The sequence below is a fragment of the Embleya sp. NBC_00888 genome, assembly GCF_045207655.1.
Taxonomy (GTDB): domain Bacteria; phylum Actinomycetota; class Actinomycetes; order Streptomycetales; family Streptomycetaceae; genus Embleya.
Genome location: NZ_CP108785.1, coordinates 1926387 through 1951385, shown reverse-complemented (window position 1 = coordinate 1951385; position 24999 = coordinate 1926387). Strand labels below are relative to the sequence as shown.

26 protein-coding genes and 1 riboswitch are annotated in these 24999 nt (G+C 73.2%); of the genes, 15 read left to right on the top strand and 11 right to left on the bottom strand.

Annotated features, from left to right (window positions below):
• Window positions 1–231: 231 nt before the first annotated feature.
• A complete protein-coding gene (locus OG948_RS42805) occupies window positions 232–1098 on the bottom strand; it encodes an endo alpha-1,4 polygalactosaminidase (RefSeq protein WP_331770385.1) in 867 nt (288 codons plus the stop codon).
• Window positions 1099–1387: 289 nt separating this feature from the next.
• Between OG948_RS42805 and OG948_RS42800 the strand changes: the two genes are divergently transcribed.
• Window positions 1388–2146: a DeoR/GlpR family DNA-binding transcription regulator gene (locus OG948_RS42800; protein WP_331770384.1), complete on the top strand. Its 759-nt coding sequence runs from the start codon at window positions 1388–1390 to the stop codon at window positions 2144–2146.
• 172 nt (window positions 2147–2318) lie between these two features.
• Entirely contained in the window at window positions 2319–2501 is a 183-nt protein-coding gene (locus OG948_RS42795; RefSeq protein ID WP_331770383.1) for a hypothetical protein, read from the top strand.
• A gap of 136 nt (window positions 2502–2637) precedes the next feature.
• Here OG948_RS42795 and OG948_RS42790 read toward each other — a convergent pair whose 3' ends face one another.
• On the bottom strand, window positions 2638–3570 hold the full coding sequence (locus OG948_RS42790; protein WP_331770382.1) for a polysaccharide deacetylase family protein: 933 nt from the start codon (window positions 3568–3570) through the stop codon (window positions 2638–2640).
• A gap of 308 nt (window positions 3571–3878) precedes the next feature.
• On the opposite strand from OG948_RS42790, the gene OG948_RS42785 reads away from it, so the two are divergent.
• Window positions 3879–5330 carry an aminopeptidase P family protein gene (locus tag OG948_RS42785; protein WP_331770381.1) on the top strand — a complete coding sequence of 484 codons (1452 nt, stop codon included), beginning with the start codon at window positions 3879–3881 and terminating at the stop codon, window positions 5328–5330.
• Window positions 5331–5405: 75 nt separating this feature from the next.
• Here OG948_RS42785 and OG948_RS42780 read toward each other — a convergent pair whose 3' ends face one another.
• The 3 genes from OG948_RS42780 to OG948_RS42770 all read right to left on the bottom strand — a co-directional run bounded on the left by OG948_RS42780 (window position 5406) and on the right by OG948_RS42770 (window position 8284).
• Complete coding sequence (locus OG948_RS42780; RefSeq protein ID WP_331770380.1) at window positions 5406–5918, bottom strand: Clp protease N-terminal domain-containing protein; 513 nt, start codon at window positions 5916–5918, stop codon at window positions 5406–5408.
• A gap of 27 nt (window positions 5919–5945) precedes the next feature.
• Entirely contained in the window at window positions 5946–6170 is a 225-nt protein-coding gene (locus OG948_RS42775) for a helix-turn-helix domain-containing protein (protein WP_331770379.1), read from the bottom strand.
• Window positions 6171–6256: 86 nt separating this feature from the next.
• Window positions 6257–8284: a hypothetical protein gene (locus OG948_RS42770; protein ID WP_331770378.1), complete on the bottom strand. Its 2028-nt coding sequence runs from the start codon at window positions 8282–8284 to the stop codon at window positions 6257–6259.
• A 252-nt stretch (window positions 8285–8536) separates the two neighbouring features.
• Between OG948_RS42770 and OG948_RS42765 the strand changes: the two genes are divergently transcribed.
• Window positions 8537–9229, top strand: coding sequence for a response regulator transcription factor (locus OG948_RS42765; protein WP_331770377.1), 693 nt, complete (start codon window positions 8537–8539; stop codon window positions 9227–9229).
• Here the strand turns inward: OG948_RS42765 and OG948_RS42760 are convergent.
• A complete protein-coding gene (locus OG948_RS42760; protein ID WP_331770376.1) occupies window positions 9175–10347 on the bottom strand; it encodes a sensor histidine kinase in 1173 nt (390 codons plus the stop codon). The genes OG948_RS42765 and OG948_RS42760 overlap by 55 nt on opposite strands.
• Before the next feature lie 101 nt (window positions 10348–10448).
• Here OG948_RS42760 and OG948_RS42755 point away from each other — a divergent pair, with 101 nt between their 5' ends.
• Both OG948_RS42755 and OG948_RS42750 read left to right on the top strand, forming a co-directional pair.
• The gene (locus tag OG948_RS42755) at window positions 10449–11360 is read left to right on the top strand and encodes an ATP-binding cassette domain-containing protein (RefSeq protein WP_331770375.1); all 912 of its coding nucleotides are present in this window, start codon (window positions 10449–10451) and stop codon (window positions 11358–11360) included.
• Window positions 11357–12136 (top strand): ABC transporter permease, encoded by a 780-nt coding sequence (locus OG948_RS42750; RefSeq protein ID WP_331770374.1) that lies wholly within the window; start codon window positions 11357–11359, stop codon window positions 12134–12136. The genes OG948_RS42755 and OG948_RS42750 overlap by 4 nt, the downstream gene beginning before the upstream one ends.
• 67 nt (window positions 12137–12203) lie before the next feature.
• On the opposite strand, the gene OG948_RS42745 is transcribed toward OG948_RS42750, so the two are convergent.
• Window positions 12204–12425 carry a hypothetical protein gene (locus OG948_RS42745; RefSeq protein WP_331770373.1) on the bottom strand — a complete coding sequence of 74 codons (222 nt, stop codon included), beginning with the start codon at window positions 12423–12425 and terminating at the stop codon, window positions 12204–12206.
• Between the two features lie 119 nt (window positions 12426–12544).
• On the opposite strand from OG948_RS42745, the gene OG948_RS42740 reads away from it, so the two are divergent.
• Both OG948_RS42740 and OG948_RS42735 read left to right on the top strand, forming a co-directional pair.
• A complete protein-coding gene (locus OG948_RS42740) occupies window positions 12545–13306 on the top strand; it encodes a TetR/AcrR family transcriptional regulator (RefSeq protein ID WP_331770372.1) in 762 nt (253 codons plus the stop codon).
• Between the two features lie 147 nt (window positions 13307–13453).
• Window positions 13454–14959 carry a DUF6777 domain-containing protein gene (locus tag OG948_RS42735; RefSeq protein ID WP_331770371.1) on the top strand — a complete coding sequence of 502 codons (1506 nt, stop codon included), beginning with the start codon at window positions 13454–13456 and terminating at the stop codon, window positions 14957–14959.
• Window positions 14960–15067: 108 nt separating this feature from the next.
• On the opposite strand, the gene OG948_RS42730 is transcribed toward OG948_RS42735, so the two are convergent.
• Together OG948_RS42730 and OG948_RS42725 are read right to left on the bottom strand one after the other, a co-directional pair.
• Entirely contained in the window at window positions 15068–15781 is a 714-nt protein-coding gene (locus OG948_RS42730; RefSeq protein WP_331770370.1) for a class F sortase, read from the bottom strand.
• Window positions 15774–16586, bottom strand: a complete 813-nt coding sequence (locus OG948_RS42725) for a hypothetical protein (RefSeq protein WP_331770369.1) — start codon at window positions 16584–16586, stop codon at window positions 15774–15776. Before OG948_RS42725 ends, OG948_RS42730 begins: the two co-directional genes overlap by 8 nt.
• Window positions 16587–17066: 480 nt before the next feature.
• Between OG948_RS42725 and OG948_RS42720 the strand changes: the two genes are divergently transcribed.
• The 7 genes from OG948_RS42720 to OG948_RS42690 all read left to right on the top strand — a co-directional run bounded on the left by OG948_RS42720 (window position 17067) and on the right by OG948_RS42690 (window position 23300).
• Window positions 17067–17435, top strand: coding sequence for a hypothetical protein (locus OG948_RS42720; protein ID WP_331770368.1), 369 nt, complete (start codon window positions 17067–17069; stop codon window positions 17433–17435).
• A 163-nt stretch (window positions 17436–17598) separates the two neighbouring features.
• Window positions 17599–19272 carry an alpha/beta fold hydrolase gene (locus tag OG948_RS42715; RefSeq protein ID WP_331770367.1) on the top strand — a complete coding sequence of 558 codons (1674 nt, stop codon included), beginning with the start codon at window positions 17599–17601 and terminating at the stop codon, window positions 19270–19272.
• A 195-nt stretch (window positions 19273–19467) separates the two neighbouring features.
• Window positions 19468–19980, top strand: a complete 513-nt coding sequence (gene msrA, locus OG948_RS42710; RefSeq protein WP_331770366.1) for a peptide-methionine (S)-S-oxide reductase MsrA — start codon at window positions 19468–19470, stop codon at window positions 19978–19980.
• A 182-nt stretch (window positions 19981–20162) separates the two neighbouring features.
• Complete coding sequence (locus OG948_RS42705) at window positions 20163–20927, top strand: response regulator transcription factor (protein ID WP_331770365.1); 765 nt, start codon at window positions 20163–20165, stop codon at window positions 20925–20927.
• Window positions 20924–22432 (top strand): HAMP domain-containing sensor histidine kinase, encoded by a 1509-nt coding sequence (locus OG948_RS42700; RefSeq protein WP_331770364.1) that lies wholly within the window; start codon window positions 20924–20926, stop codon window positions 22430–22432. The genes OG948_RS42705 and OG948_RS42700 overlap by 4 nt, the downstream gene beginning before the upstream one ends.
• 221 nt (window positions 22433–22653) lie before the next feature.
• Window positions 22654–23070: a hypothetical protein gene (locus OG948_RS42695; protein ID WP_331770363.1), complete on the top strand. Its 417-nt coding sequence runs from the start codon at window positions 22654–22656 to the stop codon at window positions 23068–23070.
• A complete protein-coding gene (locus OG948_RS42690; protein WP_331770362.1) occupies window positions 23067–23300 on the top strand; it encodes a hypothetical protein in 234 nt (77 codons plus the stop codon). The genes OG948_RS42695 and OG948_RS42690 overlap by 4 nt, the downstream gene beginning before the upstream one ends.
• A 319-nt stretch (window positions 23301–23619) precedes the next feature.
• Here the strand turns inward: OG948_RS42690 and OG948_RS42685 are convergent, their stop codons facing one another.
• Entirely contained in the window at window positions 23620–24336 is a 717-nt protein-coding gene (locus tag OG948_RS42685; RefSeq protein WP_331770361.1) for a GNAT family N-acetyltransferase, read from the bottom strand.
• A gap of 222 nt (window positions 24337–24558) precedes the next feature.
• A complete protein-coding gene (locus tag OG948_RS42680; RefSeq protein ID WP_331770360.1) occupies window positions 24559–24654 on the bottom strand; it encodes a putative leader peptide in 96 nt (31 codons plus the stop codon).
• 230 nt (window positions 24655–24884) lie between these two features.
• A riboswitch (SAM riboswitch) is annotated at window positions 24885–24996 on the top strand.
• Window positions 24997–24999 lie beyond the last annotated feature (3 nt).

Genomic DNA, 24999 nt, shown 5'->3' with positions numbered 1-24999 from the left:
GGCGGAGGAAGGGCCACACGAAGGCGATCACCGGGCGCGAGCGGGCGGGCCCGGGGACGACGAGCGGGGGGCGAGCGCGTCCCCGGGCCCGTTGCGAGGGCACGGGTCGACGGGCGAAGTGGCGGGGAGGGACACACACCGGGTGCGAAACGGGCCGCGCACGCGGCCCGGTGCCGGTTGCCGACGGACCGGATCCCGACGGACCCGGGCACCGGGCCGCAAAGGGGGCGATCAGCAGGTCTTGCGCACGTACTTGCCGTCGCCGATCGGGCTGACACCGACGTCGCGGCGGACCACGCTGAGCTTGCCGCCCCACTTCGAGCAGGCGTTGGACAAGCCCTTGGCGGTGTACTCGATCACGATCACGTTGTCGCCGAAGTACTTGGTGTAGTCATTGCATTCGTTCCACTCGCCGCACTCTTCGGCGACGGCGAAGTCGAGCCCGAGGGCGGTGCGATCCGCGGCCAGCTCGGAGGTGTTCTTCTGCGCGATCGCCAGGCCGCGCCGGTGCGCGTGGGCGGAGAGCAGGGCGATGTAGTCCTTGGCGTTCCGGTCGGTGAGCAGGTCCTCGGAGCGGGTGTAGCTGTCGTAGTTGTCGGGCTCGACGGCCTGGAAGCCCTTGTTCGCGCACTCGTCGATCTGCGCGTTGATCTTCGCGGCGATGTCGGTGCGCTTGGCGGCGGTGCGCAGGTCGAGCAGGGCTTCCTTCCACACGCCGTCGTAGACGATCGAGCCGTCGGCGCGCCGCAACAGCAGGTCGGCGCGCCAGTCGCCTTCGGCGTTCGGCTGGGCCTGGAAGGCGTTGACGTAACAGATGTTGTAGAGCCCGGGCGCGGGAGCGGCGCCGTGATCGCGGGTGACCACCTTGACCCCGGCGGGCGGGGTGTAGGCGCCGCCGATCTGGTAGTCGAAGTTCGCGTGTGTCGGGGGCGCCGTGACGGCGCCGGCCTTCGCGTTCGTGCTGCCGGCGGTGTCCGCGCCCGCTTCGGTGTTCGCGTTGGCGGACGTCGAGAGGAACAGGGTGCCCGCGATCGCCGCGGTGGTCGCCGTCATCGCGGCGACGCGTCGGGCCGATCCACGCGGGAGGAAGGTGTTCATCATCGAACTCCAGATGCGGAGGATACGTCCCCGCCTCGGATGTCCACGGACATCCTGGCGACTTTGTCCGGGCTTGCGGCTTAGCGCCGCCTACCGGCTGGGCGTACCTTTGACGCCGATTGCGCTGCTCTCGGCGTCGCAGCAGTAAATCGAGCAACATTCGTCATGTCAAGGGATCGTCTTTGCGCAGGACGCGCACGGGAGTTGCCGCGCGGGTGGCAGAATTCCGCCGGTCAGCTATCGATCGGGAAACCGTGACTGCGCGAATGCGCACGGATATGCTGCGCATATGCTGAGAACCGAGCGTCACGCGCGCATCCTCGAACACGTCAGTGCGAAGGGAAGCGTGAGCGTCGAGGAACTGTCCGAAATATTGGCGGTCTCGGGAGCCACGGTGCGGCGCGACCTCCAGCACCTGGATGCCATGAGTCTGCTGCGCCGCACCCACGGCGGGGCGTCCGTGGGCAACATCGGCCTCGAGACGCCCATGCAGTACCGCAGCGAGCGCCGCCGGCCGGAGAAGGTGGCGATCGCCCAGGCCGCCGCCGCGCTGGTGCCGCCGAAGGCGGTGGTCGGCCTGACCGGGGGCTCCACCGCCACCGAGATCGCCCGGATCCTGGCCGAGCGCGGGCCCGTCACCATCGTCACCAACGCGGTGAACATCGCCGCGGAGATGGTCCTGCACAAGGACGTCACGCTCGTCGTGATCGGTGGCACCGCGCGCAACGAGAGCTACGAACTGGTCGGTCCGATCGCCGAGAAGACGCTCGCCGACTACTTCACCGACGTGACCTTCCTGGGCGTGGACGGCATCAGCGCCGCGCACGGCTGCACCACCCACGACCAGTTGGAGGCGGCCACCGACCGCGCCTTCACCGAGCGCAGCCAGCGCACCATCGTGGTGGCGGACAGCTCGAAGATCGGGAAGGTGACGCTGGCCAGGATCTGCCCGCTCGCCCGGATCGGTCACCTGGTCACCGACAGCGACGCCCCGGAGGAGGAACTGACGCGGATCGCCGAGGCGGGGGTCGCGGTCACGGTGGTGTGATCCGGGGTGTGACCCGGGCGCGCGCGATGGCACCGGCCCCGGTCGCCCCGGTCACTTTCGCGCCGCTCGCTTCGGCGCCCCTCGCTTTCGCACGGCTCGTTTCGGCGCCGCTCGCCCTCGCTCCGCTCACGGTCGCGCCGGCGACGGCCCGGCGCCGGTCCGGGAGCGTGGCATGGCGGCGATCAGCCGGCGTACGGCCGACACGTCGCCGGTCACGGTGAGGCCGCCGGACTCGATCGCGGACAGCACGCTGATCCCGCTGCCGGGGATGGGGCACCGGATGCCGCCCCGCGAGGTGTGGGACACCGTCGTCACCGCGATCGGCGAGCACTCGTCGCGGGGCCCGGCCCGGTGACCACCGGACGATCCGATTCCGGATTCGGACCTCGATCCGGCCCCGAGGCCGTCCGGGAACTCCGCCTCGGGCGTGCCCGGTTCCCGGCGGCGCGGCAACAGGCGCCCACGTGTCGGGCGGGTCCGCGCGGCGAGCGTCACAGGTAGTCGTCCAGCCGGGCCAGGGCGAAGCCCTGCCGGGTGACCGTGTCGATCACCCGGCGCAACATCTCGGTCATGTCGCCCTTCCACTCCCCGGGGCCGCGGAAGTGGGTCAGGATGATGTCGCCCGGCTTGAACACGTGGTCGTAGCGATACTCCATCCGGTCCGGGAACGCCTCCTGGTTCCACAGCGGGAAGGCGACGATCCCGCACGACTGCGCGGCGTGCAGGGTGTTCTCGTCGAACTCGCCGTAGGGCGGCCGGAACAGCCGGGGCGTGCTGCCGATCTCCCGGGTCAACTCGTCCTGTTGGCGACAGATCTCGTTGCGCTGGCCTTGATAGCCCAGCTTGCGCAGATCCGGATGGCTCACGGTGTGGTTGTTCACCGCCACGCCCTGCTCATGCAGTCGGCGGAAGTAGCCCCAGTCCGAGCGCGCCAGGTAGCCGCTGACGAACGCGCTGAAGGGCACCCGCAGTTCGCGCGTCATCCTGGCGAAGTCCGGATCCTTCTCGGCGCCGTCGTCGATGGTGAGGAAGACGATCCGGTCCTGGGTGGGCACCCGGTGCACGACCGCCGGCAGGTCGCCGTGCAGCGCGACGCCGGGCCCGGACCGCAGCGCGGGCCGGGTGGCCGGAGGCGCGGGGGCGGCGATCGGGACGGAGGCCAAACCCCACTTCTTCGCGGCGGCGGTCACGGCGGCGCGCTCCCGGCGGGTGGCCGCCTCGTCCGGCGCTGCGGCCCGCGCGGCCTGCCCCGGCGCCTCGGCGGGCGCCGGCTTGTCCGGCAGTTCCCGGTCCGGAGCGACCCGGTCGAGCGCCACCGGTCGCGGCACGGAGTCGGTGTCCGCGCACGCCGACGCGGCGAGGCAGGCACACAGGCCCAGTGCGAGGGTCCAGCGCGGGAGAACTCGACGAACACGGGACGTCACCGCATCAACACAGCCCATAGCGGCATTCGATGCCCGATTTTGTCCTGATTTTAACCAGAACGTATTTTCGATCCGGGCTCGTGGGTCGCCTCGGGTCACACGGGTCGCCCGAACGCGGAAGGTGCCCGCCGCCCGGGGAGCCGGCCCGAACGGGTGCGTACCGCCCCAGCCTCTCGCCCCGCCTCCCGCCTGCGTCGACGCGCCGGGACGCCGTGCCCGCCCTCGAACACCGGTCGGGAAGAATGGGCGCGTACGCACGGCGTACACATGATCGAAACGCAACCGGGAGTCGAGCCGAGGAGGCAGGCGTGGATGCCGAGAACGGGCAGTCCGCAGAGCAGGCGCAGCCGATCAAGCAGCGCAAGAACGGCCTGTACCGGGGCGTCTCGGAGGAACTGGCCGCGAATATGCGCGCCGGTTGGGCGGACGCCGGGCGCGAGGATCTCGCGCCGATCGAACAGGCATCCGACACCGCCCGGCGCCGGGTCGCACTGTCGGCCCGGTTCCCGGGCGAACGCCTGGTGATTCCCGCGGGCAACCTCAAGACCCGCTCCAACGACACCGAGTACCCCTTCCGGGCGTCGAGCGAGTACGCCTACCTGACCGGCGACCTGACCCAGGACGGCGTGCTGGTCCTGGAACCGGTCGCCGACGGCCACGACGCGGTGCTGTACCTGCTGCCTCGGTCCGACCGCGAGAACGGCGAGTTCTGGCTGGACGGCCAGGGCGAGCTGTGGGTCGGCCGGCGGCCCGGTCCGACCGAGGGCGAGGCGCTGTACGGGCTGCCCTGCCGGGACGTGCGCGCGGCCGCGACCGAGGTGGCGCGGGCCGGCGTCGACGTGCGGATCGTGCGCGGGCACGACGCGGGTCTGGAGAGCGCCCTGGGCGAGCGGCTCGACGCCGAGCGGGACGAGGAACTGCGTGTCTTCCTGGCCGAGCAGCGGTTGGTCAAGGACGAGTTCGAGATCCGCCAGCTCCAGGCCGCGGTGGACTCGACCGTACGCGGTTTCGAGGACGTGGTGCGGGTGCTGGATCGGGCCGAGGCGACCAGCGAGCGCTACCTCGAGGGCACGTTCTTCCTGCGCGCCCGGGTCGAGGGCAACGACGTCGGTTACGGCTCGATCTGCGCGGCCGGACCGCACGCGACCACGCTGCACTGGGTGCGCAACGACGGGGCCGTGCGCTCGGGCGACCTGCTGCTCCTGGACGCGGGCGTCGAGACGCACACGCTGTACACCGCCGACGTGACCCGCACGCTGCCGATCGCGGGCCGCTTCACCGAGTTGCAGCGGCGGATCTACGACGCGGTGCTCGCCGCGCAGGAGGCGGGCATCGCCGCGGTGCGTCCCGGCGCCAAGTACCGCGAGTTCCACGACGAGGCGCAGCGCGTGCTCGCCGAGCACCTGGTCGCCTGGGGCATCGTCGAGGGGCCGGTGGAGCGTGTGCTCGAACTCGGCCTGCAACGCCGGTGGACCCTGCACGGCACGGGCCACATGCTCGGCCTGGACGTGCACGACTGCGCGGTGGCGCGGACCGAGTCGTACGTGGACGGCGCGCTGGAACCGGGGATGTGCCTGACGGTGGAGCCCGGGTTGTACTTCCAGGCCGACGACCTGACGGTGCCCGAGGAGTATCGCGGCATCGGGGTGCGGATCGAGGACGACATCCTGGTCACCGAGGACGGCAACCGGAACCTGTCGGCCGCGCTGCCGCGCGGCGCGGACGAGATCGAGTCGTGGATGGCGCGACTGCGCGCCTGACGCCCCCGCCGCGCCGGCGGCTGCCGTCCCCGTCCCGGGCGACGGCGGCCGCCGGCGCCGGTGGGTTCCCGGTTGTCACCGACCGGTGGGGTTCTCGTTCCGGACGGCCGCGTGCGCCGCCGCGATCAGGGTCGGGCGATCGATCTCCAGATTGCGCAACACGCGGGCGGCCGTGCCGTGTTCGAGCTCGGCGACGGCGATCAGGACGTGCGCCGTGCGCAGCTTCCCGGGCCGCTCGGACTTGGCGATGGCGACGGCTCGTTGGAATACCTCGTTCGCGCTGCCGGAGGCGCGGTACGGTCCGCGCGGGGTGGGCGCGGGGGAGACGGCGGGGATCGAGTCGGTGTCGATGCCGACCGAACGCAGCGCCGCGGCATGGGATTCGGCCAGCACGCGGCGGACGTCCTCGACGGTGACACCGGACGCGGCCAGGGCCGTGTGGGCGGACTCGTCGGGGAGCGCGAGGGCGGCCAGGAGCAGGTGCTCGGGGCCGGGGGTGTCCTCGCCGAGCGCGCGGGCCTGCTCCTCGGCGCCGGTGAGGAGGCGCTTCATCGCGCCCATGTCGTGTATCGCGGCTCGAATGCCCATGGTGGATCTCCTTGCCGGTCCGGTGGATCACCGGTCCTGTGGTGGCGTTCGTCGGGAGGGTGACAGGCGTTTGTGGGCGGCCTGGGCGCTCATGCCCAGGGCCTGACCGATGTGGTTCCAGGTCCAGCCCTGGGCGAGTGCGTGGTCCACCGCGGCTCGCTCCAGCGACGCGGCGAGGCCGCGCAGTGCGACCACGGCCGCGAACGCGTCCTCGGGATGCTCGGGCGAGGGGACGTCTTTGGCGTCGATCACGCATCAACTTTAGTTGATGGCGGATCGGCTCGTCAACAAAAGTTGATGACGGTCACGGCTCCCGTGCGCCGCGCCGCCCGGAGCGGTCAGGCGGTCACGGCCGCCGCGGTGGCGAGCAGTTCCTCCAGCGTGCCGGGGAAGTCGCGGAGCAGGCTCGTCGCCACGACCCAGGCGTCGACGTCGTCGCGCAACCGCCGGCGCACCGTGTCGCGGGCGAAGTCACGGCACGCGATCACGGCGTGTGCGGCCGGCCGGACCCCGGCCAGGATCTCCGCCCGGGTGAGCATCCCGTCGCGCAGGAGGTCGCCCAGTTCCCAGGTCGGCAACTCGCGCACGGGAGGGTCGGCGATCAGCGCCCGGGCGACGGCGGGGGACTGCACCCACCCGTAGGAGAAGAAATGCGGATGGCGCCGGACGAGGGTGTGGAGCAGGGCTTCGGGGCAGTCCGGGTGGTACGCCGCGACGGCAGCCGCCGGATCGGGGACTCGGTCGGCACCGGGATCCTCGGCCAGGCGGCGCCACAGCGCGGCGGGGACCCGGCGGGGCAGCGCGCGCAGCGGTTCCGGCGACGGCCAGGTCTCCAGGTCCGCCGGCGACGCGCGACCCTCGATGCGGTAGCGGGTACGGCCCCGCCGAGGATCGACGGACCAGACGCCCTCGTCGGTCCGAGCGAGTGCCTTGACCACCTCGGCGGAAAGCTCGTCCTCGACCTCCGCGAGCGCCTGGATCGCGTCGCGGCGGGCGGTGATCCGGCGGGCGATCCCGAGCGGAAGCTCGCCGGGCCAACGGCGGGCGAGCGCGACCGCAAGCGCCGGGGCGAGACCGTGTCGGCCGGCGCCGAACGCGTGCAGGTCGTGCGGGGCCAGCGCGGAGACGACCTCGGCCGCCGGGCCCGGCTCGGCGTGGGTCAGCAGCAGCGACAACGGGCTCGTCGCGTACCGGAGCGGGCCGGGCGGCGCGGTGGGCGGCCCGGCGGTCCGGTCCGATTCGGCGGCCGGCGCGGGAGTGCCGGCCGAGTGTTCGACGTGGCGCAACAGTTCGTGGACCGTCCCGGGGAATCCCGGTCCCGTGCGGGCCAACCGCAGCCACCCCGGGACATCGTTCGGCAGCAGCGGGCGGAGCGCCGTCACGAGCGGGTCGAACGCGGCGGCCTCGGCGGAGCGCGCGTCGAAGGTGTCCATGGCGCGCAGGACGTCCCAGGCGGGCCGGCCCGCGCGCAGGAATTCCTCGGGCGTCGTCACACCCGCCAGCAGGGCCTGTTCGAGCGGGCGATGGTTGTGATTGGCGGCGGTGTCCAGCACGGCCACCACCGACGGCGGGCAGCCCTCGGTGCCGGCCAGGGCCGCGGCCACCTCGGGCGTGAACGGCTCCCGCCGATGTGCCCGCGTGAGCGTGTCCCAGTCGGGCGGTGTGTCCGAGGTCGCGAGCACGTGCCGGGCCTCGCCGCGCCGCAAGCCGCCGGCTCGCAGCAGCGTGAGGAGTTCGCGCTCGTCCGGTCCGGCGCACGCGCCGACCTCCAGCAACATGAGCCCCTCGGGCGCGTCGAGTGCCGCGCGCACGATCGGCGTCACCACCTTGGTGCGATACCGGCCGACGGACAGCGCGGCGTGGACGGCCTCCGGCCCCTCGGCCCGCCACAGTCCGGCGAACGCCCGCAGCCGGGCCCGTTCGACATGGGGTCGGTTGGCGAGCCTGCCCAGGACGGTCAGCGCGTGCCGGAGCAGGCGGCCGTCGCGCGCGTACACGAGGGCCAGCGCGTGCGTGCGGGTGCGGGTGGTGCGCAGTGTCTCGTGCAGTTCGGGATCCAGGGCACGGCCGAGGATCCGGCGGCGGATGCGCGTGTCGGCGCGGGGATTGAGGAAGACGTGCCGATCGATCTCGGGATCGTCGAGCGCGACCAGCCGTTCCAGGACCGAGCGCGGCAGCCGGTCGTAACGGGCGAGCGCGATGTGCACGGCCCGATCACCGTCGGTCAGCGCGTGGTCGACCACCTCCGGCCGGTCGGACAACAAGGCCGCCAACCGGCCGCGCCCGCTCGGATCGCAGCGCGCCATGAGCTGCACGACCAGACTCGGATCGGCGTGCCTCCACAACATCGAGATCGCCCTGCTCACCACTGCCCCGTTCCGTCCCGTGCCGCCCCGTCGCGTGTGCGTCCCGTCGCCCGCCGGGACCGGCGCCCGGCGTCCGGCGACGCGAGGTCGTCGTCCGGCGGGCCAGTCTGGCATCGGCGCCACGCGCGCGGGCGGCCGGCCGGGGGGCGCCGAGCCGGCCCCGGACGTCGTGGTGTGCGCCTCGCGCCGTGTGGCACGTGCCGGCCGGGTATCGTCGTGGCACGGTGTCGGGGGTGACGGACGGGGTCCGAGGTGTCGATCCGGGTGCTGATCGCCGACGATCAGGCCTTGTTGCGAGGCAGCTTCGCGATGCTCGTGGACACCGCGCCGGGACTGGCGACGGTCGGCGAAGCGGCCACCGGCGTCGAGGCGGTCGAACTGGCCCGGCGCGAACGCCCGGACGTGGTCCTGATGGATGTCCGGATGCCGGAGATGGACGGCGTCGAGGCGACCCGGCACATCTGCGGACCCGAGGGCGTACCCGGCACCCGGGTGCTCATCCTGACCATGTTCGACCTGGACGCCTACGTGTATCCGGCACTGCGCGCGGGCGCGAGCGGCTTCCTGCTCAAGGACACCCGGCCGGCCGAACTGCTCACCGCGATCGGCGTGATCGCGGCCGGCGAGGCGCTCCTGGCACCGACCGTGACACGACGGCTGATCGCCGGCTACGGGCCGACCGCCCCGAGCGGGGAACCGGCGCCGTCTTCCGGTGAGTTGGTCGGGCTGACCGACCGCGAACGCGAGGTCCTGGTGCTGGTCGGCAAAGGGTTGTCCAACGCCGAGATCGGCGCGCGCCTGCGGGTCGGCCTGCCGACGGTCAAGTCGCACGTGAGCCGCCTCCTGGACAAGCTCGGCGCCCGCGACCGTGTGCAGTTGGTGATCGCCTGCTACGACACCGGCCTGGCCGCCCCCGCCCGCCCGGGCGCCGGATCCTGGCGGTAGGGCAACACGGCGACCACGCGGAAGCCGCCCCCGGCGAGCGGACCGGCGGTGAGCGTGCCGTCGTGCAGCGCCACCCGTTCGCGCATCCCGACGAGCCCGTAGCCGTGCGGGCCGGCCGCGGTGCCGGGACCGTCGTCGCTCACCTCGATCCGCACCCGCCGGCCGTCCGCCTCGACCGAGACCTCGCAGCGGGCGGCCGGGGCGTGTCGGGTCACGTTCGTCAACGCCTCCTGGACGATGCGAAACGTGGACAGGCCGACGCCCTCGGGGAGTTCGCGCGCGCTCGCGACCCGCAGGGTGACCCGTACGCCCATCCGCGCGGCCCGTTCGACCAGTGCCCCCAACTCGGCGACGCCGGGAGTCGGTCGTGACCCGGCCTCCTCCTCGGCGCGCAGCACGCCGAGCATCCGGCGCAGATCGGTCAACGCCTCGCGGCTGGTGGCCTCGATCACCCGCAGCGCCTCGACCGCCTCCCCGGGGCGGCTCTCGGCCACATGGCCCGAGATCGACGCCTTGACCGCGATCACCCCCATCGTGTGCCCGACCACGTCGTGCAACTCGCGTGCGATGCGCAGCCGTTCGTCGGCCGCCGCGCGCTCGGCCGATTCCCGGGCGGTGCGTGCAGCGAACTCGCGGCGGGCGCGGACCGTCCGGCCGATCGTCCACGCGCCGCCCAGCGCGCCGGTCGCGGCCATGGCCGGCGCCGGATCGACCCGCCACGCGTACGCGGGCCCGAACGCGGCCAGCGCGAACAGCGAGCCCGCGCCGAGCGCCGCGATGGTCGGCGTGGGCAGGCGGCGGCGGTGCCGGGAGAGGGCGACCGGGTACAGCGCGAAGGCCGCGGCGACGAACAACGTGCGGGCGGCGCCCACGACTTCCGCCGCGATACACGCGGCGAGCACCACGGCGAACACCGGCACCGGCCACCGGCGCCGGACCGCGACCGGAGCCCCGATTGCCAGGGCGAACAATCCGCGTGCCCACCACGGCAGATGACTTCCGTGTCCGCCCGACCACGCGGCGAGCGTGAACCCCACGGCGGCCGCGCCGTCCAGCGCGAACAACCACCGTCGGGTCAGCCGCCGGGTCACCGCCGAGCGCAGGCCGAACTCGTTCACGCCCCGACCCTACGGAGCGCGACCGCGGTCCGCCTCATCCCCCGGGATGTCAGTCGGCCGCCCGATGTGCCACGCCCCCCGGGCACCCGAGGGTGATCCGCATGATCGAAGTGGAAGACCTGACCAAGCGATACGGGCGGGTCGCCGCCGTCGACGCGCTGTCCTTCGTGGTGCGTCCCGGTGTGGTGACCGGATTCCTCGGCCCCAACGGCGCCGGCAAGTCCACCACCCTGCGGTTGATCCTCGGCCTGGCCGCGCCCACCCACGGCACCGCCCGGATCGACGGCCGCGCCTACGCCGAACTGCCGCGCCCGATGCGCGAGGTGGGTGTGCTGCTCGACGCGGACACCGCGCACGCCGGACGGACCGCGGTCGACCACCTGCGCTGGCTGGCCCGCAGCAACGCCATTTCGCGCCGCAGCGTCGACGCCGTGTTGGAACAGGTCGGCCTGGCCGCGGTCGGTCGCACCCGGGTCGGCGGATTCTCGCTGGGCATGCGCCGGCGACTGGGACTGGCCGCGGCGCTGCTCGGCGATCCCGGCGTACTGATCCTGGACGAGCCGACCAACGGCCTGGATCCGGACGGCATCCGCCGACTCCGCGACCGGATCCGCGCCCTGGCCGGCGAGGGCCGCACGGTCTTCGTCTCCAGCCACCTGATGAGCGAGATGGAACTGACCGCCGATCGCCTGATCGTGATCGCCGAAGGGCGTCTGATCGCCGACACCTCCGTGCGCGAGCTCACCGATCGTTTCGCCCGGGGTGTGCTGGTGCGTTCGCCGCGCGCGGGCGAACTGGCCTCGGCCGCGGTGTCCGCGGGCGCGACGGTGGCGACGGAGCCGGACGGCCGACTCGTGGTGCGCGGGCTCGAACCGCACGACATCGGCGACCTCGCCGCGACCCGCGGCATCCCGGTGTGGGAAATCCGCGCGCGAACCGCCTCGCTGGAGGAGGCGTACGTCGAACTGACGGCCGGCCGCCTCGAATTCGTGCCGACGGAGCCGGCGCGATGACCGACGTGCTCGCCGCGGAATGGCTCAAGCTGCGCACCGTGCGCTCCACGTACATCGTCCTTGCCACGCTCGCCGTCGCCATGGCCGGCACCTGCGCACTCGCCGCGTACGGCGCGCACACCTGGGACGGGTTGTCGGCGACGGACCGCGCGCACTTCTCCATGTCGCCCCTGGAACCGCTCTTCCTGACCGTCGCCGAGATGAGCATGGCCGTGCTCGGCGCGCTGACGATCACCTCCGAGTACGCCGGCGGCATGATCCGGGACACGCTGGTCGCGGTGCCCAGGCGCGGACGCGTGGTGTGCGCGAAGGCGGCGGTCGTCGGCGCGTTCGCCCTGGCGCTCGGATCGGCCTGCGTGTTCGCCACGTCGTACCTGACCCGGGCCGTGGTCGGGGACCGGCCGATCCCCGCCTACAGCGACGCGGGTGTTCCCACGACCGGCCTGCTGATCGCGCAGAGCCTGGCGATCACGGTGGCCGCGCTGGTGGGATACGGGCTGGGCGCGCTGCTGCGGTCCACGGCGGGCACGATCAGCGCCGTGGCCGGCCTCCTGTACGTCGTTCCGATGGTCGTGCACAACCTGCCCGCGCCCTGGGACACACGGGCCGGCTCGTTCGCGCTCGACAGCCTTCCGGGCCAAACGGCGGGCACCGGCAACCCCTATTCCATCTACGGCACGACCCTGCCGCCGATCGCCGCCGCCGCGGTGATGGGCGCCTACGCGGTCGTGCCGCCGACCGTGGCCGCGATCCGGATCCGCCGCCGGGACCTGTGATCGAGGCGCTGATCGGGCGCGCGGAGCGAGTGCCCCGAACCCGCCCGAGGCCCTGCGTACGTCCTAGTCATTCGCGGCGCCCCAGGGCCTTGGCGCGGGTGTAGCCGCGGGCCGCGAGGAGCGCGCCGGCGGCGGTGAGCACGGAGTACGCGAGCAGCGCCGGCGCGAAGCCGCCCGGGAGCCACGGGAGCAGCCCGCGCTCGTCGTCGCCGAAGAGAAGTCGGACCAACCCCTGTCCGAAGGCCACCATCACGACCATGCCCAGGATCTGTCGAACGTCATGTCTCATGGACTCCCTCCTTCAACGTTTTGCGTTACGAACGTATCAGCGAGATGAGCCGAAACCTGCCTTTGCAGGCAGCAATAGTTGCGTTTCGTCACACAAACTCCAACGCTAGAATGAGCACCATGCGTGACGAAAAACGGTCGGGGTGTCGGATGTGCGGCGCCGACATCGCCGGGTCGCACCGCGGCCGCCCCGCCCTGTACTGCTCCCGGAGCTGCCAGGGCCGGGCGTATCGCCGACGCAAGCAGCCGCCCGTTCCGGCCACGCCGGCGGCGGCCCGACCGAGGGACGTCCGGGCCCGGCAACGGCGCCGGATCGCCGAGGCGGTGTGGCGGATCGCCGCCGAACAGGGCCTGGACGCGGCGAGCATGCGCCGGATCGCGACGGAGGCCGGGGTGTCCCTGCGGCTGGTCCAGTACCACTTCGCCGGCAAGCACACCCTCCTGGTCGACGCGCTGCGTCTGCTGCACGAGGAGAACGGTCGGCTCGCCAGGACCCGGATTCCGGCCGACGCGGGTGACATCCCCGGGCTGTTGCGGTCGATCCTGGGCGAGTTCCTGCCGATGGACGAGCAACGCGGCTTCGCGTTGCGGGTGTTCGCGGCTTATTACGCCCGCAGTCTGACCGACCCGGAGCTCGCGGAGGTCTTCCTGGCCGCCGAACAACCGCTGGAGCACCTGGTCGCGGACATCATCGAGACGGGTCGCGCGGCCGGCCTCGTGGCGCCGGGCCTGGACGCCGGGCACGAGGCGGACCTGCTGGTGTCGGGGGTCACCGGGCTGGGCCTGGACGTCGTGCACAACCGCCGCTCGCTCGCGGAGGTGCGGGTGGTCATCGACTACCACCTGGCCCGGATCTTCCCGACGGCACTCGTCTCGGGCTGATCCGCACGCCGATCCGGACCCGGCGTCCGGTGGGCGGCGGGTCGCGAAAAAAGAAGTTCCCGCGGATTCGGAGAGAAATCCGGGCGCGGACGCACATCCCCACCGAACGGGTCGTCACGCGCGGCCCCCAGGCGAAGGGATGCCTCCATGTACCTGCTCTCGCACCCGCGTTCGGTCGCTCGTCGAACCGCACGCACCCCGCTTCACCTCCCGCGTCGCACGGGTACGGCGGTGGCCTGCGTGCTCGCGGCGACGACGCTCGGATCCGCCGTCGGCGGCTGCGCGCTGCTCGCCCGCACCGCCGTACAGGTGAGCGCCGAAGCGGCCGTCACGGCCACCGCGTCCGCCTTCTTCGAGCGCCTGGGCCAGGACCGGGCCGACGTCCACCCGGCGCCGGACGGCGGCCGTCGTCGTGGCGACACCCCCGGCCTGTACGGCGTCGCGCGCGACGTGCCCGGTTGCGACCGGCCCAGGCTCGTCGCGCTGCCGGCGGCGGACCCGGTCAAGGCCGCCGCGTGGACGGCCGCCCTGGGCATCACGATCGCGCAGATCGACGACTTCGTGGCCCGCACCACGCCCGTTCTGCTGCGCCAGGACGCGCTGGTGCGCAACCACCGGTTCCGCGGCGGCACGGCCGAGGGCTACCCCGCGCTGCTCCAGGCGGGTACGGCGGTGCTGGTCGACCCGTGGGGTCGGCCGGTGGTCAAGTGCGGCTGCGGCAACCCGCTCACCGCCCTGGCCCAGGCGCCGGACCGGATCGAGGCGAACGGTCTGACCCCGGCCTGGAAGCGGGTGTACGACAAGCGCGCGGTCGTCGCCGTGACCGGCGGCGACGGCGACCCGATGTCCCGCATCGTGCTGACCGACCTCGACCGTCCCGACGTCACGATCGTGCGGCCGACCGGCACCGCCGGCGAGGCCGACACCGTCTCCGAACGCCGACCGGCGCCTCCCGCGGACAACAACCCGTCGACGCTGCCCGCGCCCGGCCGATCGGCGCCCACCACCTCGACGTCGCCCGCGCCCGGCCGGTCCGCGCCCACCACCTCGACCAACCGCCCCGGCGGTCGAAGTGCCGCGCCGACGAGCCCCTCGCGCACGGCCGCGCCACCGGTGACGTTGACGTTGTCGACGAACACGGTCGCCGTCGGCGCGTCGTACACCGCGCGCGCGGCCGGCTTCGAACCCGGAGAGCGGATCATCTTCCAATGGACCGGGGCCAGTGCCGGAACCATCGACACCGTCACCGCGGACCGTGACGGGACGGCGGTGATCTCGGTGCGCGAAGGCGCGGCTCCGGGCGATTACCGCATCCTGGCCCGGGGGGCCGTGTTCGGCCGGCTCGCCGCCGCGCCGCTGCGCGTGGTGGCCGCCACGTCGCCGGCGGCGCCCGCGCCGACCCTGACGCTCTCCACGAGTACCGTCGCGGTCGGCGCCTCCTACACGGCGCGCGCGGCCGGATTCCGCCCCGGGGAGCGGATCACCTTCCGCTGGACCGGGGCCGGTTCCGGGACCATCACCACGGTCACGGCGGACACCGCCGGATCCGCCTCGATCTCGGTCCGCGAGGGGGCCGCCCCCGGCGACTACCGCATCCACGCCGACGGGCTCGGCTCGGGCCGCACCGCCGGCGCCCCGCTGCGCGTGGTCTGACCGGCACCGGGGTAGCGCGTCGGCCGGGCCGGGCGGATCGCCGGGCCCGGCCGAACTCCCGGGCGGGAGGCCGCTGTCGGATGGGGGAGAGGAGGGGGAAGCGGAATGTCAGCGTGAACCGGTCAGGTGTGCGAACAGCACGGTGTTGTCCTGGTAGCCCCCGTTGTCGGGGTCGTAGTCGCCGCCGCAGGTGATCAGGCGCAACTCGGCTCGGTTCAGGTCGCCGTACACCCGCTGCGTGGGGAACTCGGCCTTGGCGAAGCGCTCCACGGAGTCGACGGTGAACACCGCGGTGCTCCGGTCCGCGCGGCGGATCTCCACGGTGGACCCCGGGTGCAGGGTGCCGACGTCGTAGAACACGGCCGGGCCGGAGGCGGAGTCGAGGTGGCCGACCACCACGGCGGGGCCGAGTTCGCCCGGGGTGGGTCCCTGGTTGTACCAGCCGGCATGACGCTCCGGATCGGGGGGCGGCACCTCGACGGCGCCGTCCGCACCGAGCCCGACCGAGGTCACGGGGGCGTGCAGGCCGATCTCCGCGATGTCGACCGAGGCGGGCTCGGCGCGGGCGAGGATCGGGCCCTCGACCGCCGGCGCGGCGGGAGGGACGGGGTCGGCCGGGCCATTCGAGCCGCCCGGACCGCCGGTGGGCGTCGTGGCGGGCGCGTGTGTGGACACCACCTTGGGCGCGGCCGTGGCCGCGGCGGGTGGACGTCGTTCCTGATAACCGAGCACGGCGAGCACGACGCCGCAGACCAGCACCGCGACGGCCGCCACCAGCAGGAGGCGGCGGCCGGCGCGATGGACGAAAGGTGTGTCAGCCACGCAGGTTGCCCCGGCGCAGCGCGAACGCACCGGCCCCGGCACCCGCGACGGCGAGTGCGGCGCCCAGACCCAGGAGGCTGTTGTCGGACTCGGTGGTGCCACCCTCGCCACCGGCCACCGCGCCCACCGGCAGCAGCTTGGTCTGGCCGGCCGGCTTGGCCTCCGGACGGGCTTCGGGCTTGTGGACGGGCGCGGCGGGCTTGTGCACGGGCTTGTGCGGGGCCGGCTTCACCGCTTCGGGGTGCTTTACGGGGTGCTTGACGGGCTTGTGGTGGTCGATCACGACCGTCTTGTGGTTGTTCACCACGTGACTGTTGGTCGTGTGGCTGATGTGGTTGTTCGTGACGACGGTGTTCGTCACGTGGTTGATGATGATGCCGTCCGGCTTGTGGGTCGGCTTGTGCTCCGGCTTGTCCGCAGGCTTGTGGTCGGGCTTGTCCGCCGGCTCGTGCTCCGGCTTGTCCGCAGGCTTGTGGTCGGGCTTGTCCGCGGGCTTGCCGCTCGGCTTGTGGTCGGGCTTGTCCGCCGGCTTGCTGCTCGGCTTGTGGTCGGGCTTGTCCGCCGGCTTCTCGGCCGGCTTGTGCGCCGGCTTGCTCGAGCAGTCGTGCGCCGGACGGGGGCAAGTCGGGGCGCCGCTCCCCTTCTTGCCCTGCTCCGCGCCGGATCCGGTGTCGGCGCCTGACGCCTCGGCCTTGATGTCCTTGGTCTGCGGGCCGGGACCCTCGACGGCCGTGGCGGTGCCTCCGATGGCTACGGCCAACAGGCCGGCGGCTACGGTGCTGCAAAAGACACGAGTGGTACGCATCAGGGACGATCTCTCCTTCGCAGCCGGCGCGTGATCGGCGGTCCGATGGGGAACGCGACGGCAATGCGGAAAGTTGCCTCATATATTGCGAAAATCACCCTTAGTAGCTCTAAGTAACACTTATGGGCGATCGGTGCTCTTCGGGTCGGGAGCCGATCCCGCCGGTCGAATGCGGCGAACTCCAGGATTGCTGCCGGGAGTTGCGGGTCGTCGGCGGCTTTCTCGGCCGGATGTGAAATGAGGCGCCCGTAGACGGTGCCGACGGGCCGACGGAAGAACGCACTCGCTCGAACAGCGAAGCGGATCAACCCTTGCTCGGGGCGACCGATGGGTCGGCCCGAAGCCCCAATCGGCGGTCGGTCCGCGCTACCATCCACCGGCCGTACAACCGCGTCCGGTCGTACAACCGAGTGGGGGACCGTGGTGCGTGGCGCCGGTAGGCGAACAGCGGGATCACGGAAGGTATTTCGGGTCGCGGGGGTGGCGGCGGCCCTGGCGGCCGTGTCGTGCGCCCTGGCTCCGGCCGCGTTCGACGGGGCGGAGCACGACGTCACGCGGGAGTATCTGCGTACCGTCGCCGACGGCGGTTCACCCGCGGCGCTCTACGGCGCCTGCGCCGGTGCGAACGGCGCGGACGCGCATCGGATCCTGGCCGGCGAGGGGACCGGATTCAGCTTCTCACTCGTCGCTTCCACCCGGACCGACGACACGGCCACGGTCAACGTGAAGGTCACCGGACAGGACCATTCGGCCTCTCCCTACAACGTCGACCTGCGCCGGGAGAACGGGAAGTGGCGGGTCTGCGCCATGGGCCCGGGCCATATCTCGATCGACGTCGACGCGTTCTAGGCCCCGTCCGGGAGACCCACCAGGATCCGCCGGACGGGGCCCGGCCGAGCGGCCCCGGCGGTGGGCGGGTGATCCCGGGTGTTCCGGCGACGGGGAGCGGGCCGGTCTGCGATATTTCGGCACGAGCCCGACCGCCCACTCCCGGAACGGAATCGGTGAGACCATGACACCCGACCGCCACGCCTTACCGTCCGCGCACGACCCCACCCGCGCCTTCGCGCGTCGGGACCGGCCGGCCGGCCCGACCCGGCGGCGCGCGCTGCGTACGCGGGTCGCCGCGATCGTGGTCGCCGGCCTGTCGGTGATCGGGGCCGGCTCGGTGAACGCCGCCGCCGCGACCGCCGAGAGCGCACCGCCCACACCCACCCTGGCCTGGGCACCCTGCGCCCAGGACGCGACCTTCGAATGCGCGAACGCCACGGTGCCGCTGGACTATCGCGACCCCCGTGGCCGGACCCTCACCCTCGCGGTGATCCGACACCGGGCCGCGGATCCGAGCAGGCGGCTGGGCACCCTGGTGATGCAACCGGGCGGACCGGGCAACTCCGGAGTCGACTTCGTGCGCGGCAACCACGCCGCGCTGCCCGCGGAATTGCGGGACCGGTTCGACGTGTTCGGCTTCGACGCGCGCGGAATCGGGCGCAGCGCGCCGTACGAGTGCTGGGACGACGCCCGCTACGCCCAGGAGATCGGGTCCTCGCCGGGGCACCCGGGCCCCGACGCGTATCGGCGCGCGGTGACCACCGCGCGGGACTTCGACGCCGCGTGCGCCGCCAAGGCCGGCGACGTACTGCCGTTCATGGGCACCGGCTACGTCGCCCGCGACCTGGACCTGCTGCGACAGGCCCTGGGCGAGCGCCGGCTCTCGTTCTACGGACGTTCGTTCGGCAGCTTCGTCGGCACGGTGTACGCGGACCGATACCCGGGACGCGTCCGCGCGATGGTGCTGGACGGCGGGTACGACCCGGTGCGGTACGCGAACCGCCCCTACGAGTACGACCGGCCGCAGTATCTGGCCCTCGACGGCGCGATGGGCCGCTTCCTGGACTGGTGCTCCGCCGACCCGACCGGCTGCGGGTTCGGCGGCGGCGACGCGCGCGGCGCCTTCGACCGGCTGGTGTCCGAGTTGGACGCACATCCGGTGGTCACCCCGTCCGGAGCGCTCGCCAACGGCTACACCCTGGTGTATCGACTGATGTTCAACATCAACGAGGGCAAGGCGATCCGGCCCGCGTTCGGCGCGGCGCTGCGGCAGGCGGAGCTGCGCGACGGTACGGCGTTCCTGCTGCGACCGCCGTCGCCGGCGAGTTTCGACTTCCTCACCGCGAACATCGCCGTCGAGTGTGTCGATCGGGTCTATCCGCAGGACATGGGCCGACTGGAGCGCAACGTGCGGGCCAACGTCCGCGACGCGCCGCTGCTCGGCCCGGCGATCGGCTTCGGGCCGCCCACCTACGACCACAACCACGCCCCGGCCTGTGTGCAGTGGACCGGTGAGCGGGTCAGCCGACACGAGGGCTCGTACCGGGCGTGGGGCTCCGCGCCGATCCTGGTCCTGGGCACCACCGGCGACCCCGACACCCCTTACCGGGACGCGGTCGCGCTGGCGGATCGGCTGGACAACGGCCGGCTGCTCACCTTCCGCGCCGAGGGGCACACCGCCTTCGGCCGCAGTGCGTGTGCCAAGGCGGCGGCCACGGCCTACCTGACCGATCTGGACCTCCCACCGCGCGGCACGGTCTGTGCCGACGAGGTGGACCCGACCGCCGCGGCGGCGCCGCGCTCGGAGCCGGCGACCGGGCCGGGCCGCGACGAAGGGTTCGACCGGATCGGCTGACCCGGATCGCCGGCCGGATCGGCCGACCCGTCCCGGCCGACCGGACCGTCGATCCGGATGGGCGCCACCGGGGCCGGGGCCGGGATCGATACGATGAAGGTATCCATCCCCGGCCCCGGCGACCGGCGGGAACACCCGCCTCGCGTCGCTTGTTCTCTTCCCGGGTGAGTAGTCGAGGCAGTCAGGAGTTGCGACATGAGTGCTCAGGTGGAGAAGGCGGTTCTGGCCGGCGGATGCTTCTGGGGGATGCAGGACCTGATCCGCAAGCAGCCGGGGGTCACCGCCACCAGGGTCGGCTACTCGGGCGGCGACGTCCCGAACGCGACCTACCGCAACCACGGCGACCATGCCGAGGCGATCGAGATCCTCTTCGACCCCTCGGTGACGACGTACCGCGACATCCTGGAGTTCTTCTTCCAGATCCACGACCCGACCACCCGGGACCGGCAGGGCAACGACATCGGCCGGAGCTACCGCTCGGCGATATATTTCGCCGACGAGCAGCAGCGCGCGACGGCGATCGAGACCATCGCGGACGTGCAGGCCAGCGGCCTGTGGCCGGGTGACGTGGTCACCGAGGTGGAGCCGCTGGGCGACTTCTGGCAGGCCGAGCCCGAGCACCAGGACTACCTGGAGCGCTACCCGCACGGCTACACCTGCCACTTCCCCCGCCCCGGCTGGAAGTTGCCGCGCCGTACGCACGCCTGACCCGGAATCCTCGCGCCCCGCACCGCATGGTGCGGGGCGCGAGGTCGTTCGCTCGGGCCCGCGCCCGGCGCGGCGGGTGGAACTGTCGGCCGACCGGTCGCGTCCCCCACCGCGGATCCACGTGCGGATCAACGTAGAGTCTCCCCACCTCCGGGAGGCCGGCGAACGCGGGACGGCACACGATGACCACGACACCAGGTATCGACGACGAGCACCGGCCTCGGGATCCGGGCGATCCGCCGCGCGTCCTGGTCGTCGACGACGACCCCGCGATCCGCCGCGCCCTCGAACGCGGCCTGCGCTTGGCCGGCTACCACGTGCTGCTCGCGTCGGACGGAGCCGCCGCGCTCGACCTCACGGGCAGCGCCGAGCGCCCCGTGCCGCGGGCACCGCACGCGATCGTGCTGGACGTGGCCATGCCCGGCCGCTCCGGCATCGAGGTCTGCGCCACGATGCGGGCCCGGGGCATCGAGACCCCGGTGCTGATGTTGTCCGCCCGGGACGAGACGGCCGACCGGATCACCGGCCTGGAATCGGGCGCGGACGACTACCTGGTCAAACCCTTCGACCTGCGCGAACTCGACCTGCGGCTGCGGGCGCTGCTGCGCCGCCGACCACCGGACGCCGCGACGCAGTCGGTGCTGCGCGCGGGCCCGCTCGTGCTGGACCGCGCCGCGCACCTGGCCACCCACGACGGCGAGCCGGTGAACCTGACCGGTCGCGAGTTCGCCCTGCTCGACGTGTTCGTGCGCAACGTCGGCCAGGTGCTGACCCGCGATCAACTGCTGGCCCGCGTCTGGGGATACGACTTCGAGGTACGCACCGACGTGGTCGACACCTTCGTCAGCTATCTGCGCCGCAAGCTGGAGGCCGGCGACCGACCGCGCCTGCTGCACACCGTGCGCGGCGTCGGCTTCGTCCTGCGGGTGCCGGACGGTCGGCGGTGACCGCCGCCTCGGACCGGGCCCGCGAAACGCGCCGCAGACCGGCCATGCGGCTGTCCACCCGGATCGCGCTGGCGGTGGGCGTGCTCGTTCCGCTGCTGGTGATCGCCGCCGGAACCCTGGTCGTCCGGTGGGTCACCGCCGATGTGACCCACCGTCAGGACGTGGCCCTGCGGCAGCGCGCCGACCACCTCGCACCCGACGCACGAGCCCTGGTGCGTGCCGTGGAGAACGAGCGGGAGAACGCCGTACGGGCTCGGGAGAATCGGCTGCTGGACGGTGCGCTCGACCTCGGCGTACGGGTCGAACTGCCCGGTGGCCCGGTGTCGGCCGGGCCCCAACCGCCCGCGGGCGTGCCGCTGCCGGACGCGAGGCGCCGGAGCCCGGTCACCGTGCGTGCCGGCGGCAAGGCGTGGCGCATGGTCAGCCGCCCGCTCGGCGCGACCGGCACGCTGCGGGTGTTCCAGCCCACCTCGGAGACCGACGCCCGCACGGCGCTGCTGCGCCGGCGCGTGTTCGTGGTCGCCGGGTTCGCGGTACCCGTCTCCGCGCTCGCCGGCCTCGCCGTCGGCAGCACCGCCACCCGGTCGTTGCGGGCGCTGCGTCGGCGGGCGGCCGCGATCGAACCGGACGACGCGGCGCGCCCGGACGTGCACATCGCGTCGGGGGTCGCCGAGGTGGACGATCTCGGCCGCACGCTCGCGGCGGTCCTGGGTCGCTACGACACGCAGACCGCCCGGACCCGGGAGGCGCTGGAGACGGCCCGGGCGTTCGCCGCGACGGTGGACCACGAACTGCGCGGACCGCTCACCGGCATGCGCACCGACCTGGACGTGCTCGCGACCTACCCCGAACTGGCGCCGGCCGAGCGTACGGAGATCGTCACCGACCTCGCGGCCGGGCAGGAGCGGATCCTGTCCCTGCTCGCGTCCCTGCGCGCGCTCGCGCAGGGCGATCTGGCCGACGGGCAGGCCTTCGAGCGGGTCGATCTCGGCGAACTGGCACACGCGGCGGCCCGCGACGCGCGCACCCACCGACCCGACGCGGACCTGGTCGTGTCCGCCCCGAAGGACGAGGTCCGGATCGACGGCCTGGGACCGGGGCTGCGGCTGCTCCTGGACAACCTGATCGGCAACGCCTTGGTGCACGGGCGCGGGCCGGACGGCGCGGTCTCGATCCGGATCGGGGTCGAGGCCGGGGAGGACGGGGCCCGGATCCGGGTGGACGACGACGGGCCCGGCATACCGGTCGAGCGGCGCGACGCGGTGTTCGAGCGGTTCCGGCGGGGCCCGGACAGCCCCGGGGCGGGCCTGGGGCTGACCCTGGTCGCCCAACAGGTGGCGCTGCACCTGGGACGCGTCACGGTGGGGACCCCGCCGACCGGGCGCGGCACCCGCGTCGAGGTCGTGCTGCCGCTTCGGCGCCCGGACGTGGAGCCGAACCGGACCCGGGGGATCCGGCACGACTGGTTGACCCGGGAACCGGCGGCACGGACGCCCGGCGGCTGAACGGGGGGCTGAACGGGCGGCCGAACCGGTGGCGGGACCGGCGGCGGGCGCGGTCACCGAGTACCGGGGTTCGGGCACCCGGCCGAAGGTCGGGCCGGCCACCGTACCGGCCTCACATGAAGCCCACAGGCAGCCCACAAGAACCCCACAGAACAGGGTCATACCGTCGCGGCACGCCACCTCGCACCGGGGTGGGGAACCGTGAACTCGGGAGAAGCACCATGTCTCGCCGTACCACCGCGCGCACCCGCGCACCCCGCCGTCTCGCGACGCTCGGCGCCCTCGCGGCGCTGACCACGATCGCCGGTCTGGCCGCCGCCCCCGCCGCGCAGGCCGGCCCCATGCCCGGCGCCGACAAGCACAAGCCCGCCATCTGCAAGCGACTCCCCGCGATCGACACCCGACTGGACAAGGCGATCGAGCGGCTGAACGGCGCCGCCGCGGTCAAGGGGTCGATCGCCCACCTGCAAGAGCGGATCGCCACCGCGGACCGGCTCGACCGCCCGGCGGTGAAGACCTACCTGAACGACAGGTTGACCACCCGTCAGCGCCTGCTGCCCGAACTGCGGCAGCGCAAGACCGATCTGGCGAACGTGAAGACCTGGTGCGACGCGCGGCAGCCCGCCGCCGGCAAGTGACCGGCGCACATCGTCGGGCCGGCGCCGCCCTGATCGCGGTCCTCGCGCTGGGCACCGCGCTGAACGCGTGCGGTGGATCGGAGGACAGCGGCGGCGGACCGGTCCCGGCCGGCACCCGCGTCGCTCCCTCCGGCGCACCGACGGACCCGGCGGCCATCCTCGCCGAGGCGGAACAGGCGGCCGACCGGGCCGACCGGGACGCCGACGCCCCGGAGACCCCGCCGGGCTGACCGGGCGGCCCCGGGCGCACACCCGGCCTCAGCACCCGGCGTCGCGCACATCAGCGGTACGCACACCGGCGGGCCGCACCCGATCGCGGGCGGCCCGCCGGCTCGGGTACGACCCCGAACGACTTCGCCGCTGGGCCCTGTCCGGCGGATCCTGGTGGATCGGGCCGCGTCGTGAGCGCAGCGAGGAGCCCGAAGGGCAAATGCCGTGCGTCGGCGTGCCCCAGAAGCAGCCGCACAGTGGTTGCATTCGGCTGCTTCTCCGAGGCGGCGAGGCGCGGTGCCGGACGGCGCGGACGCACCGGGATCCGCCGGACAGGGCCTAGCCCACCGCCACACCCTCGGCCGGCTCGTCGGCCGGGACGCGCACGGCGACGAAGGCCGGGGTGCGGCGCAGCCGGAAGCCGAGGGACTCGTACAGGCGGATTGCGTTCACGTTCTCGGCCGCGGCGTGCAGGAACGGTGTGTCGCCCCGTGCGGTGATGTGCGCGACCAGTGCGAGCACCAGCCGGGTGGCCAGACCCCGTCCGCGCCGAGCCGGATCGGTGCACACCGCGCTGATCTCGGTCCAGCCGGGCGGGCGCAACCGTTCCCCGGCCATCGCGACCAGCGCGCCGTCGTGTCGGACGCCCAGATACCTGCCCAGTTCGATGGTGCGCGGCAGGAACGGGCCCGGTCGGGTACGGGCGACCAGATCGAGCATCTCGGGCACGTCGGCGTCGGTGAGCCGGACGAGCGAGTCGTCGGGTATGCCGAAGACCGCGTCACCCACCAACTGCACGCCGCGCATCCGCATCACCACCTCCCACGGCTCGGGTGGCCGCAATTCCTCGCCGTCGGCCAGCGGTACGACCGCACCCGGGCCGGCGAGCGCGGCCAGATCCGCCCAGTCCGCCGGACCGGGATCGTCGGGCAGGGCCATGAACGGCGCCACGTCGGCGCGATAGCGCACGACCCGTCCCCTGCGTTCGGCCAGCCCGGCGTGCGGGCCGGTCAGGGACGAATAGGCCACGTTGTCCAGCACGCGCACATCGTTCATGGCGTGCCGACCGTCGACCGGGCTCGGGACATCGTCGATCCACTCCGCTCTCGCGTCACCAGGGGAGGAAGGGCCGGACCGGCCGGCGCCCACGCGCGCCCGATCGGGCGACGCGACACCGAACACCCTTGCCCTGCCGGGAAAAGGCCACCGCGGACACGCCGAGGGACCGACCTACCGATCCCCTCGGGACCCGCCCTGTACGGCACCGGTCGAAACGGCTCAGGAGGAGCCGGGCAGGCCGAAGCGACACGCGGCACTGCTCACCCGCAGCAGGTCGATGTGCCTGCGGGTCGCCAACCGGATCCTGGCCTGCATGATCGGCAGGCTACGAGCTCGATCGCGCCCCGTCAAAGGGCTTCCACGGTGTGACACCGCGACCCGCGTCGCCCGCGACCGCGCCGGATCCGCCCCTTCGGGGCGCCGATCCGGGAGCGGCAAGGGGCATGCCCGGCCGCGTCGTTGCCACCGCCCGGGTCGATGGACAAGACCCGGCGAGCTGCGTTAGCGTCGCGATGTCGACCGATACCGGTCGTCGCCGCAGTACGTGTCACGAGTGCCGACATCGAGCCCCGGCTGGTCGGCCGGCAACCCTCCTTCGCGACGGGGTGCCCCGGGTGAGGACACGGCCGCGCGTCACTCGCGGGGCAATCGCGGGGCCCG

What these genes read in the sequence shown, in the direction of transcription:
- OG948_RS42805 (WP_331770385.1), bottom strand. Translation starts at nt 1,098, where the DNA reads ATGAACACCTTCCTCCCGCGTGGATCGGCCCGACGCGTCGCCGCGATG.
- OG948_RS42800 (WP_331770384.1), top strand. Translation starts at nt 1,388, where the DNA reads ATGCTGAGAACCGAGCGTCACGCGCGCATCCTCGAACACGTCAGTGCG.
- OG948_RS42795 (WP_331770383.1), top strand. Translation starts at nt 2,319, where the DNA reads ATGGCGGCGATCAGCCGGCGTACGGCCGACACGTCGCCGGTCACGGTG.
- OG948_RS42780 (WP_331770380.1), bottom strand. Translation starts at nt 5,918, where the DNA reads ATGGGCATTCGAGCCGCGATACACGACATGGGCGCGATGAAGCGCCTC.
- OG948_RS42755 (WP_331770375.1), top strand. Translation starts at nt 10,449, where the DNA reads ATGATCGAAGTGGAAGACCTGACCAAGCGATACGGGCGGGTCGCCGCC.
- OG948_RS42750 (WP_331770374.1), top strand. Translation starts at nt 11,357, where the DNA reads ATGACCGACGTGCTCGCCGCGGAATGGCTCAAGCTGCGCACCGTGCGC.
- OG948_RS42745 (WP_331770373.1), bottom strand. Translation starts at nt 12,425, where the DNA reads ATGAGACATGACGTTCGACAGATCCTGGGCATGGTCGTGATGGTGGCC.
- OG948_RS42740 (WP_331770372.1), top strand. Translation starts at nt 12,545, where the DNA reads ATGCGTGACGAAAAACGGTCGGGGTGTCGGATGTGCGGCGCCGACATC.
- OG948_RS42735 (WP_331770371.1), top strand. Translation starts at nt 13,454, where the DNA reads ATGTACCTGCTCTCGCACCCGCGTTCGGTCGCTCGTCGAACCGCACGC.
- OG948_RS42725 (WP_331770369.1), bottom strand. Translation starts at nt 16,586, where the DNA reads ATGCGTACCACTCGTGTCTTTTGCAGCACCGTAGCCGCCGGCCTGTTG.
- OG948_RS42715 (WP_331770367.1), top strand. Translation starts at nt 17,599, where the DNA reads ATGACACCCGACCGCCACGCCTTACCGTCCGCGCACGACCCCACCCGC.
- msrA (WP_331770366.1), top strand. Translation starts at nt 19,468, where the DNA reads ATGAGTGCTCAGGTGGAGAAGGCGGTTCTGGCCGGCGGATGCTTCTGG.
- OG948_RS42705 (WP_331770365.1), top strand. Translation starts at nt 20,163, where the DNA reads ATGACCACGACACCAGGTATCGACGACGAGCACCGGCCTCGGGATCCG.
- OG948_RS42695 (WP_331770363.1), top strand. Translation starts at nt 22,654, where the DNA reads ATGTCTCGCCGTACCACCGCGCGCACCCGCGCACCCCGCCGTCTCGCG.
- OG948_RS42685 (WP_331770361.1), bottom strand. Translation starts at nt 24,336, where the DNA reads ATGAACGATGTGCGCGTGCTGGACAACGTGGCCTATTCGTCCCTGACC.
- OG948_RS42680 (WP_331770360.1), bottom strand. Translation starts at nt 24,654, where the DNA reads ATGCAGGCCAGGATCCGGTTGGCGACCCGCAGGCACATCGACCTGCTG.